This is a genomic window from Paenibacillus sp. P46E, from assembly GCF_001909095.1.
Classification (GTDB): domain Bacteria; phylum Bacillota; class Bacilli; order Paenibacillales; family Paenibacillaceae; genus Paenibacillus_AQ; species Paenibacillus_AQ helianthi.
In genome coordinates, this window is the sequence record NZ_LVYZ01000077.1 from 1 (window position 1) to 13,004 (window position 13,004).

General features: G+C 39.8%; 9 protein-coding genes, 1 tRNA gene and 1 pseudogene. All 11 read left to right on the plus strand.

The genetic code is table 11. From position 1 onward, the window contains the following. Window positions 1-273 (plus strand): hypothetical protein (locus tag A3849_RS33140; protein ID WP_178382815.1); only part of this gene is annotated, 273 nt, incomplete at its 5' end. 220 nt (window positions 274-493) lie between these two features. Beyond that, window positions 494-1,141, plus strand: a complete 648-nt coding sequence (locus tag A3849_RS27250; RefSeq protein WP_074114226.1) for a restriction endonuclease — start codon at window positions 494-496, stop codon at window positions 1,139-1,141. Window positions 1,142-1,173: 32 nt separating this feature from the next. Then, window positions 1,174-2,715 carry a hypothetical protein gene (locus A3849_RS27255; protein WP_074114227.1) on the plus strand — a complete coding sequence of 514 codons (1,542 nt, stop codon included), beginning with the start codon at window positions 1,174-1,176 and terminating at the stop codon, window positions 2,713-2,715. Window positions 2,716-3,114: 399 nt separating this feature from the next. After that, window positions 3,115-3,237, plus strand: a pseudogene (locus A3849_RS32530) (sporulation initiation factor Spo0A C-terminal domain-containing protein); the annotation flags it as partial. Between the two features lie 178 nt (window positions 3,238-3,415). After that, complete coding sequence (locus A3849_RS33400; RefSeq protein WP_218619266.1) at window positions 3,416-3,664, plus strand: hypothetical protein; 249 nt, start codon at window positions 3,416-3,418, stop codon at window positions 3,662-3,664. Between the two features lie 1,289 nt (window positions 3,665-4,953). Further along, on the plus strand, window positions 4,954-5,160 hold the full coding sequence (locus A3849_RS27275; protein ID WP_074114229.1) for a hypothetical protein: 207 nt from the start codon (window positions 4,954-4,956) through the stop codon (window positions 5,158-5,160). Continuing rightward, on the plus strand, window positions 5,144-5,491 hold the full coding sequence (locus A3849_RS32540; protein ID WP_143191911.1) for a hypothetical protein: 348 nt from the start codon (window positions 5,144-5,146) through the stop codon (window positions 5,489-5,491). Before A3849_RS27275 ends, A3849_RS32540 begins: the two co-directional genes overlap by 17 nt. A 388-nt stretch (window positions 5,492-5,879) precedes the next feature. Beyond that, window positions 5,880-5,954, plus strand: a tRNA-Leu gene (locus tag A3849_RS27280). A 569-nt stretch (window positions 5,955-6,523) separates the two neighbouring features. Continuing rightward, entirely contained in the window at window positions 6,524-7,528 is a 1,005-nt protein-coding gene (locus tag A3849_RS27285; RefSeq protein ID WP_083613687.1) for a LacI family DNA-binding transcriptional regulator, read from the plus strand. 280 nt (window positions 7,529-7,808) lie between these two features. Further along, entirely contained in the window at window positions 7,809-10,232 is a 2,424-nt protein-coding gene (locus A3849_RS32550; protein ID WP_256700984.1) for a GH32 C-terminal domain-containing protein, read from the plus strand. After that, entirely contained in the window at window positions 10,229-12,391 is a 2,163-nt protein-coding gene (locus A3849_RS32555) for a fibronectin type III domain-containing protein (RefSeq protein ID WP_143191912.1), read from the plus strand. Before A3849_RS32550 ends, A3849_RS32555 begins: the two co-directional genes overlap by 4 nt. Window positions 12,392-13,004 lie beyond the last annotated feature (613 nt).

Below are 13,004 nucleotides of genomic sequence, written 5' to 3' on the forward strand. Positions count from 1 at the left end.
GAAACTCTGGAGGACTACCTAGATCTAGAGGATGATCTCCAAGTTTTTAATGAGGAAAAGTGGAGAGAAAATTTTAATAAAATTAAGGAATCTATTGTTGAAGAAAATATTGAAATACTCCGAATTGAAGAGAATATCGGTTCGGGTGAAGGGATAAATTATATTATAGAGGGAATCGATAATAATATAGATAGTTCGCTTAGAAAAAATTTTGAAGATAATAATTTCATTTCTGGAGAGATTGAAATATATAGAGAGGAAAAAATTGGCTGAATAACAGCATTAAGTATGTGTGGTTGTTAAGTAATATAAAAGGTAACAAAGGAGAGTGAGCCTTTATTTGGTTATACATTGCTTTAACAAAGAGGCAGTCTTAGACTGTCTCTTTGTTATGGTACACCCAGCATGCATGGAAGTCATCTCTATGTTGAGTGGAACGGGGGCTGGAAAGCGCCTGTTGTGATTTTACTAGTTTGTAGTGGAGGTAGTCCTAATGGTCTATATTTTATCTGTATCAATAGTTGTAGTGTTTATCGTGCTTGCTCTGTTGGTTGTGATTTTCCAACGCAAACAAAAAAGATCGGTAGTCTTTACTGAAGAGAATTATGATTTAAAAGCTACTACCATTACTGATATAGACAAAATGGAAGATGGTTCAGGATTTGAAATGTATCTGTATAGGCTGTTAATGGAGCTTGGCTATACAGGAGTCTACAAGACTGTTGGGAGCCGTGATTTCGGAGCTGATGTGGTTTTCACTGATCGTGAAGGTGTCAGGAATGTCGTACAAGCAAAGCGGTATCACGTAGGTAATCCAGTGGGGATCAGCGCTGTACAGGAGGTCTTCTCATGCATGAGGTACTATAAGGCAAAGAGAGCCATTGTGATCGCTACAGCCAAGTTTACGGAGCCCTGTGAGACCTTGGCTGGCATCAACCATGTGAAGCTGCTTGATCGAACTGACTTGATTAACGTGATTGAGGCTTTTAGAAGTGGTGAAACTGTTGCAGCGCGTGACATCATTGAGGGTGAGCCAAGGATGGTACTGCAGTCTTGGTCAGAAGCTAATAGCGGTGTGCTACATGAGGTTCGTAAGGATTACAAGGCTGAGAAGTATATGAAGAAGGTTATGGGAAAGTAAAGTTCTGTATAAAATAAAAAGGGGATATATTTATGGGAGACTTGTTTGAAAACCTAAAGTCAAAGATTGTGAATCACAAAGATCAAATCCTTTTTAACGAAGTAGAATCTTGTGTCGATGGAAAAGCACTGCGAGCAGCATATATTATAAACTGGGTTTGTATTGCAGAATCATTAAAAATGAAATTTGAAGAAATGTCTATAAGAGATAGCGAAATTCAGAAAAAAGTCATTGGGAAAGTTGCGGAAATGGAAGAAAGCAAAAGAGCGACAGACAAGTTTTTGATTGAAAAAGCATTTGAGTATGGCTTGATTAATTACGCTGAAAAACTAAAATTGGAGCACATAAATACATTAAGGGGGATATATGCTCATCCTATTGGAAATGCTCCGTCTGAACATGAGTTGTTTTCAGCAGTGCAGACTGGAGTTGATGCTGTTCTTTCGAAACCCTCTTTGCTAAGACATAATTATGTTAATCGAATATTGAAATCTTTATTTGAAGAACACCACTTTATAGATACATCACATGAGAGAATAGAAGAGTTTGCGATACAGACAACTCTACATATTCATCCTGATGTTGTTTTACACATGCTAAAAGAGCTTGTTGAGAAACTGGACGCTATTATATATAAACCAGATATGTACTTGTTCTATGAAAGAGCTTTGGTTTTTGGTAGAGAATTCTTAAGGAATTATAAAAACGAATTAAAAAAAGAAGAATGGAATTTACAAGGATTAGTTACGAAATACCCTAAAGCAGGAGGGGCAATCTTCATATCCGCAAAATTATGGAGTAACTTAAACATAGATTTACAAGATACTGTTTTAGGTCATGTACTAGAACCTATTATTGATAGTGAAATTATTAATCCTAAGAGTGAGATGATCTCATCGGTTTTTGGATTAATTTATTCTGTAGCTATAGATAAGACTCACCAAATCGAAAGATTTTGGAGAGTGTTTCGTAGGCTCCCTTTGTCTGTTAAGGCATCATCAGACGTACCTCTAAATTACTACATAGACGAAATTAATAGAATGATAGCTACAATAGACTGGCCTACACAAAACGTAGCCATATCTTATGTTAAAAAACTAGGGAACACAAGCATTTTAAATTTGACGAATGAACAACAAGTGGAATTGGGAAGAAATCTCCTGCAATCATCAGAAGGTGGTGCAAAATCGGCAATAGCTTGGTTGAAAGAACTTTCATACGATAATAATAAATGGGCGAGTGGCTTTGTGAAAGGTGTGTTTTTTGAAACTTTGTTTAATGATGATGGGAAAATTCGATTGAAAACAAAATATATAAAGGAAGCCTTTAGTTTTTTGTCATGTTTAGATCTATTTGAAATAATAGAGACTATTGATGAAGCTACTAACGTATATTCCAATAAGAATTTTAAGCAAAGTCACATCGATATTAATGACTTCAAGAAAGCAAGTCGCATTATTGAAAGGACTATAGAAAATTATAGTGAGCAAACTGAATATTGTGCGGTTGTTCCCTCTCTACAAAAGTTTCATTCAATATTTGTAGAGAGTATGGAAGGGCATAAGTTTTTTTAAACCTTTGTAAAGAACATGCATTTATAATTCGAATTTCACGGAGTCGTGTGAGAGGCTGCTGAAACGTGTTTGGAGTCGCTATAAGCCCTAGTACGACAGAGCAGATTAAGTCTGAACTAAGGCGTTGGAACGTTCCTGAGAGGATGTTTGGTAAAGACTCTGATGCTGAAGAAACTGCATTTGAGTCAGTTGATTTTTGAGAAGAAGGATTAAACAGCAGGTAGGTATGTAAAACGATCATATTTATAAGTTTATAGGCTTGGAACTTGTGCTCAACTTCATCCCATATTACAATATTCTCAGACCGATAAATTACGGTCATTAAACCTACAAATACCTAGTGAGATGGGAATTGTAGAAAGGTTACAAAACTTAGAAACCCTTACGGCTCTAAGTATTCACATCGACAGCATCTCCCACCTGTTCGGCTATACCATTAATATCTCCAAATCCAAACCTACCAACTCGGAACTCATCGCCATGGTAGCTGACAAGCTGCGCATTGAGCATAAGGTTTCTTGAAAGGGTAAGGAGCAGGATATGTAAGGGGTTTGGCGAGTGCTGGGAGTAGTAAATGGTTAAATCAATTTTGCCAATAAATATCTTTTTGAGCATCCTAAAGCCAATCAATCTCTTCTTAGTATATGTATAAATGTCACTCCTTTATTGGATTTGAAAATTCAATGGAGGAGTATTTTTTATGACCGATTTTGAATTCCAGATTGATAATTCTATTCTGTATTGTACTTCACGAAACTTGGCAAAAAAGACTTTGGGAAGCACACTCTCACCAGAAAGCATTAATCTTGTTTTGGGGAAATTTGAAATTTCTCGTTTCCATGATTACCGTAATTCTGTTATTACAAAAACATTATTAGATACAGGTATGAGAATCAGTGAGTATCAGTCGAACCTCCGCATATTGACTTCAAAAATAAGAGTATATTAATAATAAATCCGAAAAACAAGCAGCAGCGGTATGTATATTTTTCCTCGATACTAAGCTAAGTTTTAAGAAACTGGCTTAAATACTGTGACGCTATTCAGACAGTCCCTTTGTATTTCCTACAACAAGGGGTACGAAATTAGATATAAGGAATTATGAAAGAGCATTACGAGAAGCAGGGAAAAGAGTGAAAGTAGATATCATCCACACCAACTCAGAAATAACTTTGCAAAATATTATATATTAAACGGGGGAGATTGGTTCACGCTGGCAAGGCTCTTAGGACTTTCGTCTGTAGAAGTCACTCAAAAAGCTTATCTCGACTTTTCAGATGAGGAAGTTGGTAAGAAATATCAAATACATTCTCCTCTTAGTCATATGGATATATAAAAGTGTAAAATCAGCTAATCCATTTTTCTGGATTGGCTTTTTGTTTATTACTGAAACCAAAAATTTCATACTCTCGAACTATTTGGTATGGTAAAATAGAATCGATGAATAATGGATTCTTGTATCAACCAAGATTTAAAGCACAAAGACTATTTTATGGAGTTAGGTAATAAACCATTCGTTCTTACTACATAAAGAAAGGCGGATTATGGTGCTAGAAGTGGCGAAAATAGTTCCAGCAATATCCTCTATTTATAATCTGATAAGAATCGATACCACGGATGTCGAAAGAGTTCTTCAATCATATCGTTTTAATAATAAAAGGAAAATCCTATCATACCTTATCAGTATTTTCCTAATTCGTTTAATTACTGCGTTTAGTTATTATATGTTTAGCTTATTCAGGCCTTACACTTAGGTGTTATCACTAATTTCTTTGTTTGTGCTAGTAATTGTTTCTTCAATAATTGATTTTTTATCTAAAGGAAAATTCCTTTCACATACTCCTGACTATATGTTACTTGTATTTTCGCTTATGTTAATTTTTTGTAGTGATGCAGTGATACTTGATAATGCATTTTCACTATACCATCATGGCTTCACTTTTATTAGAATCGTATTTTTATTACTTTTTGTCGTAATGCTTATTTTACAGTCTTATATTATTCTGGACTTTATCAAAGGATTATTCAAACCTAATAATATAGTAGAGTTAAAATTCATTCTAAGGGATAAATCAGAATACGATGTGAGGTTACTATCAATAACCAAGCACGAAGATTTCGTTGTTGAAATATTAAATAACGATGCATATGTCTCATGTGAGGTACTATTCAACAAGGTAGAGATACAAAAAATTGTTTTTTATAAAACGATGATTTGACTTGTATTGGGGGATGAAAGTGAGTTTAATCGATAAGATGTTTCCTTCTGAACTAGATTCTTTTAAATGTGAACTTAAACATTTATTATCTTCAAAGGGTGAATTCAAACGAGTTAATCGCGAAAAAGCTAAAAGTCTCGTTAAAGCAATTGAAGATATACAGCAAGAAAATGTGGACTTGAAGGGGAAGCTTTATCAAATAAAAGAAATTGTTAAGTCGGATTAGTCATAAGAAGGAGGAAATAATCCTGTATAAGAGTTTAACGTTAACTACAATATATGTTGGTGGCCCCGGAGGTTATCCTGTAGATGCTATCTCTACCAATGAACCCAATAAAAAACAAATTGCAAGACTTATTCACGATGTTGCTGATCAATTTAAAATCGAGGGAAGTTTATCAAAAGGTGAGTATAAAGATTTGGGACATGGAAATAAAGCATATGAATATCTTTATGGAGAGACTAAAATGCTTATAATCATAAAAAGACTTCCTATCATTGAATTTGAGAAAGATAATGATGACCACAAACTTATTGAACTGAATCCCTATTTATAGTAATAACATTGGTATTTGATGGAGAACGTATGTAAGATATTTGATCTATTAAGGAAATTATATGGGTAATATTTTACTGATAGTTAACGTTTATTTTAAATCTGTAAGTGGTATTGTTGAGAGATTTTTAACACCTAACTTTGATAAGCCACTCCAAAGATAAATACCTCTCCAACCATTAATATCTCCAAATCCAAGCCGACGAACTCGGAATTCATCGCAGCAGTAGTGAATATAGTGATATATTAATTAAGATTGACTGGCAGTAGTTAATAGAGTATTTTAGTATCAACACACAGAATCTCTGGAATTTATGTATAATTAATGAGTAAAGTCCTGTGTAGCTAGAAAAGACAATCACTGAAAAACCCAGTGTTATCAACGCTTTGGCGGAACAGGCAGACGCACAGGACTTAAAATCCTGCGGTACGTGAGTACCGTACGGGTTCGACCCCCGTCCTCGGCATCCTTGATTGATAAGGGTTTTTTTCGAAAAACCTTGGTTTTGAAACGGTGCAGGAGAGAACTTTCTATCGAGTTCTCTCCTGCAGTTCTCTCCTTTTTCCGAAGGAGAGGACGAGGTGAAGATCGCATGACTCTCATGTAGTATTGAGGGTAATGCGGTCTTTTTTATTAAAAAATCAGAATACCGCTCATTGTTGATGCTGAAGATACTTTGGAGCTGTACTCTAAGTGAGAATATATGTTGGCGGTAGTATTAAAGTTGCTGTACCCTAACCATTCCTGAATGTCTTTCACACTTACTCCGTACATTCTTAAAGTGTTGAATATCAATTCACAGGTCTCTTACAAAAAATTAATACGTCTACACTAGAATTTCGCTTATCTTCTGAACTTCATAACTATAGAAAAAAAACCACTCTTAGTAAAGATACAATCACAATAATATTTGACAAAAGCTTCTAGTGAAAATATATTATATAGTAAGTAATCGTTTACTTCAAAGAACACAGTGGGAATAAATTGAGGTATCGGATATGCTTAATGCGAAACGAGACAGGTGTAGTGTAGATGACTGAAAAAAAGAATGTCAGTATTAAAGATGTGGCTATAAGGGCAAATGTATCTACAGCTACTGTTTCACATGTCATTAACGGGACACGGTTTGTGTCCAATGAGACGAAACAGAAGGTGCTTTTTGCAATGAATGAGTTGAACTTCCGAATCAATTCAGTAGCGCGTTCACTACGCAGCCGCAGGTCGTATATTATTGCGTTTCTTGCACCGCTACTTGCTTCTGAGACTTCCAACTTTTATTTTATGTCGGTAGCAGCCGGAGTTCAAAGCGTATTGAAACAAAGAGGCTATCATCTTATCTTGAGTGATTCCAGTGACAATGTTGAAGCGGAAAACAAAGAAATCAGTATGTTTGATTCACAAATGATTGACGGACTGATTGTGGCTCCGGCCAGCAGGGATTGTGATTACGAACGACTGTTCGGAGATTATCCTGTGGTTTATATTGATAGGGTCCCTAATCGTTGTGAACGGGATTCCGTTCTCATTGACAACAAAACTGCGACTAAGGAAGCAATACAAATGATTCTAGACAAAGGCCACCAAAGAATTGCTTTTTTATCCGGCCCCCTTTCAGTGACGACAACGATTGAACGGTATGAGGGTTATTCTGAAACATTAACGAACGCAGGTATTGAATTGGATGATTCCTTGATTTGTTTTGGAGATGTGAGCTTTGAGAACGGATACAGTAAGATGGGGAACTTGCTTGAAATGAACCCAACAGCTATTTTTGTGACGGATAATGTGATGGCAATGGGCGCAATGACGTATCTGCAAGACCATTCGATTCGTATACCGGACCAGTTAGCGGTAGTTGGATTCGATGATGTTCAGTGGACACGGGTCACTCATCCACCGTTAACTGTTATTCAACAGCCGTCATTCCAGCTTGGTGTAAAAACGGCTGAAGTGATATTGAAGAGAATTGAAGATGGGACTTCTGGAAAAGAAGAACATAGCTTACAAGCCAATTTCATAGTCAGACAGTCGCTCTGACTTTTTTTATTTGTTACGTAAACGATTACGCAAACGATTAATCCTTTCGCTACCAGGAGATTTTATAATCTCGATTTCTCCACAGTGGAAGGAGTTTTTTTATAGTGACAATGTAAGCGTAATCATTTTACGCTTTGCAAGCTGTAAATTCAACTGAGAGGAGGTGATGCATATCGCATAGTACATCTAGATCCAAAAATGTAGTGCTTGAAGGAAGACGACTTAAAGTTCAGCGCCAAGTATGAAGGAGAGTATTTATTTGAAAAGCGGGAGGGTTTTTGTGAAAAAAAATGGTAGATTAATACGGGTAATGGTTAGTGTGCTTGCCGCTTTATTAATGATACCTTATGGGATCTATACACCTAAAGCCGAAGCTGCGACAACTAAAATTGCAGAATGGAACTTTAATGAGGGAAGCGGAAAAACGACAAAAGAAAACATCAGCAATTCGAATGATGCTATCAACTATGTTTTCAATAATGCAGTTTACAAGCCTTCCAGTGATCCGATATGGCGCAATGATGGAGTGTCAGACAAGGCATTACTATTTGACGGATACTCGAATTGGGTGACACATCCTCCTATCACCACTCCTTCCCAGAGTATGACGATTGAAGCCTGGGTTGCTCCCAGGGCCTATGAATGGGGTGACAACGGCATTCTCTCAGCCATCGTCAATCAGCAGGATAAACCCGGCAAACAAGGGTTTGCCCTCGGGATGTTCCGGCATGGAACCTGGTCATTTCAAATCGGCTCCGGCGGGCAATGGTATGAGGTGTGGTCCTATGAACCCATCCCCCGAAATGAATGGTCTCATCTCATTGCTACCGTAGACGGAGCGGCTGGCACCATGAAGCTTTTCCTTAATGGTCGTCAAGTGGGTAAGAGCAGCATTCCTTCAAATTCCACAATTACACCGTCAGGGAATCAGCTATTAATTGGAAAAAACAATCAAAGCACTGAGCTTGGCGTATTTCCTTTGAATATGTTTAACGGACTCATTGATGAAGTGAAAATATATAACGGAGCCTATACAAATACCGAAGCAGAGAACTCCTATCAGAGCTACTTGTCAGCGCTGGGAGGTAACCTGCCTACACCAAACCTTAGTTTTGACCGGAGCGTCTATGACGGTGACCGCTATCGCCCCATCTATCATGCCATTGCTCCAGGGCACTGGATGAATGAACCCCATGCGCCGTTGTATTATAATGGTCAATACCATTTGTTCTATCAGAACAACCAGCAGGGGCCTTATTGGCACAATATGCAGTGGGGCCACTGGGTCAGCACTGACATGGTGCATTGGAGAGATGTGCAGCCTGCCTTGTCTCCGGAGTTGTTCCAGGTAGATCCCGACGGGGATTGGACCGGAAGCGCAGTGATTGACGATGGAGGAAATCCTACCCTTTTCTTCACGGCCGGAAATGATTCCAGAGCATACCTCAACAGCAATCAGAATGTGGGAGTTGCCCGCAGTACGGTTCAGATTGACGGGGATAACGATTTGAAGAAATGGGTGAAGGAGCCTAAATTGGCGGTTACCCAGCAGTATGGAAAATTCAATGAGTTCAGAGATCCTTATGTGTTTAAAGAGGGCTCAACCTGGTTTATGCTGGTAGGGACGGGTTATGATGGGCAGGGTGGATCCGCAGCTGTCTACTCCACAACAGACCCTAATTTGATGAATTGGAGCTATCGCGGCCCAATATACCAAACCAATCCATCAACATATCCGGAATTAGGCGGCGTATGGGAACTGCCGGTGATGATGTCGCTGGGTAACGGCAAGCATTTGTTGGCAATCAGTCCGGTCGGAAGCGGAGCGAATGTTGAGGTGTACTATTGGATTGGTACTTGGAATGCTTCTACCGCAAAGTTCACACCTGATGATTCCAAGCCTCAATTGATGGATTTTGGAGACTTTCACTTTACAGGTCCAAGCGGATTTAAAGATCCGCAAACAGGACGAAATATTATGTTCACCATTGCTCAAGGAGAAAGAAGCTCCCAAGAAGAGTCCGACGCAGGTTGGGCACATAATGCCGGTCTGCCTGTAGAACTTTCACTGCGCCCGGATGGTAAACTGGGAATCAATCCAATTTCCGAGTTGCAGTCCTTAAGGGGCCAGCAACTTGTAAATATTACAACGGATACAAGTCTTGCGTCTGCTAACGCTATACTTTCTTCCATCCAAAGCGATACGGTGGAGATTGAAGTCGAATTGAGCCGTGGTTCTGCTGACAGTGTTGGAATCAAAGTTCGAAAATCGCCTAACAGCGAAGAAGAGACATTAATTTATTACAAAAACAATACTAAGGAATATGGCGTTGACCGGACGCGAACCATTGCAGGTCAAAATAAAGGCATCCAAAAAGGTATTATAGATATCGGCAGTGAAAATGTCAAACTACACGTATATTTGGATAAATCCATGGTTGAATCTTATTTGAATGGACTTAAATCCATCACCACACGTACTTATTCTACCCGAACAGATGCAAAGGGCCTTCAACTGTGGGGGGACACAAACACCAGTTCCATCGTTGTCAAGTCACTGAAAGTCTGGGCAATGAATTCAGCATATACCCCAGTGGCAGTCAGCGGTGTCAGCTTGAGCCCTGCAAATCTGGAGGTAGCCGTTGGTGGAAAAAAACACTTAATGCTACAGTTGCACCGGCAAACGCTACGAACAAAGATGTGATATGGACTTCCAGCAACACCTCAGTTGCGTCAGTAGTTAACGGTGTGGTTACCGGTAAGTCCGTAGGGACTTCAACAATTATAGCCCAAACCAGAGACGGCGCAAAAACAGCTTCAAGCATAGTTACTGTTATTGCTGCGCCAGCAGGGAAAATTTCTAACGGCGGATTTGAAAGCGGTAACATAGATGGTTGGATCATAGAAAGCGGTACAGCTTTTACTAATGCGGGGGTTACAAATGCAGCGACATTCGGAAACAACCAACCGTATAATCATGAGGGTAATTACCACCTATCAGGAGAATTAAGCGGCGGGAATGCTGCCACAGGAGTATTAAAGTCTAAAGAATTTACACTCGGAGGCAACGGTCAGGTTAGTTTCCTGATAGGGGGTGGTTCTGACATTGATAAATTATATGTGTCCTTTATACGTGCTTCAGACGGTAAAGAGCTCTTCAGGTCAAGCGGACCGGGAAGCTATTGGAACTGGCCGAGCACCAAGGGAGTTACAGAAGGGTACACCAAGAGATACTGGGACGCAACCCAATATATAGGTACATCCATGTATATAAAAATTGTTGATGAACGGACAGATGAGTGGGGCCATATTAATGTTGATGATTTTAATGTCCCAGTCCAAGGTGGAGCTATTGATGGAGAAGCGCCGACAGCACCTAAGAACCTTGCAGCGACCGGGACAACATCGGATTCTATATCCCTTAGCTGGACAGCATCGACAGATAATGTGGGCGTAACCGGCTACGTAATTTATCGAAATGGAGTTCAGGCAGGCACAAGTACGACAGCCGCTTTTACAGACAGCGGACTGGTAGCAGCTACAGCCTATGTCTATACTGTCAAAGCAAAGGATGCGGCGGAAAATCTCTCGGCAGCAAGCAACAGCGTGACAGCAACTACTCAGGCTGCAATGGTAACTGGCAGTTTGACAAATCATGACTTTGAGAGCGGGAACTTGAACGGCTGGACGATTGTAAGTGGTAATGCGTTCAGTGATGCGGATGTTGCTGAGGATACGAACTGGGGATGGGGAGGACCTTTTAATCAAAGTGGCAAGTATCATCTTTGGGGATTCAAGGATGGGGGAGATTCTCAGGTGGGTGTACTGAAGTCTGCTACATTTACCCTCGGTGGCAACGGTTCTATCGATTTTCTGATTGGCGCAGGGAATGATATTAATAATTTATATGTCGCTTTGGTTAGGGCATCGGACGGCGTCGAGCTAATGAAAGCGACAGGCAGCAATAATGAAGCTTATAGCCGGATTACTTGGAATGCCGCTTCTTATGTAGGTACTGCCTGCTATATTAAGATTGTCGACAATGCTACGGGCGGCTTCGGCCATATCAATGTGGACGATGTGAATGTGCCGGTCCAGGGTGAAGCTGTAGACACAGAAGCTCCAGCAGCTCCGACAAATCTGGCAGCAACCATTACAACCACGAATTCTGTATCCCTGGGTTGGACGGTTTCTACGGATAATGTGGGAGTAACCGGATACCAGATTTACCGGAATGGGGTACAAGTAGGTACAAGTACAACAGCAACCTATACAGATAGCGGACTGACAGCAAATACGTCCTATATCTATACTGTCAAAGCAAAGGATGCGGCGGGAAATATCTCTGCATCAAGCAACAGTGTCACAGTAACCACCCAAGCTGCACAGACGACTGTGAGTTTGACTAACCATGACTTTGAGAGCGGAAACTTAAGCGGGTGGACTATTGTAAGTGGTAATGCGTTCAGTAATGGGGATGTTGTGGCGGATACGGACTGGGGATGGGGAGGGCCTTTTAATCAAAGCGGCGCGTATCATCTCTGGGGGTTCAAGGATGGAGGAGATTCTCAGGTGGGTGTGCTGAAATCTGCGGCATTTACCCTGGGCGGTAACGGATCCATTGATTTTCTGATCGGCGGAGGAAACGATATCAATAATTTATACGTTGCTTTGGTTCGGGCCTCGGATGGTACTGAGCTGCTAAAAGCGACAGGCAGCAGCAATGAAGCTTATACTCGCGTTACTTGGAATGCAGCTTCTTATGTTGGAACCGCTTGCTATATTAAGATCGTGGACAATGCGACTGGTGGTTTTGGTCATATTAATGTAGACGATGTGAATGTACCGGTCCTTGTGTATTGAATAAAATGAATAATGGGAGGTTATAATAGTGCGAATAATAAATAATAGCAGAAATATGATGATCTTTTGTTTGGTGTTTTGTCTGTTCCTGATTCCCAATATTGTCAGTGCTGCAACGGAAAATCTTAATATTAGCAATGTTTTTCCTGGGGAAACACGTTACAGTCAGACCTTCACACCTGGCCGTGCCGATTTTCAGGCCATACTCAATGTAAACTCCTTGTCTGGACTCTCAAATGGCAGTAATCTTACAGCAACAATTCAAAAATATAATCCAACTACCGGCCTTTTCGAGGACCGGGGGAACGTGTATATCTCCTCTAACGGGAGTTATACTTTCTATTCTACTGATAACGGGACACTTCACCGCCTCAAAATAACAACAACAAGTAGCTCTTGGGTTAATTTTTATGCAACAATAAACTATTAGATATTATATACCGTGGAAAACGGACAGGGGGATTCTCTGTCCGTTTTCCACGGTATGAACCGAATTTTGAGCAATTGGAAAAAGAAATTTAAGGGGAGGGAAAACTTATTGACAACGCTCTCAAAAACAAATAAAATCAATTTATAAAAACGATTACGCAAACGTTTACCTGTCTTTGGAATC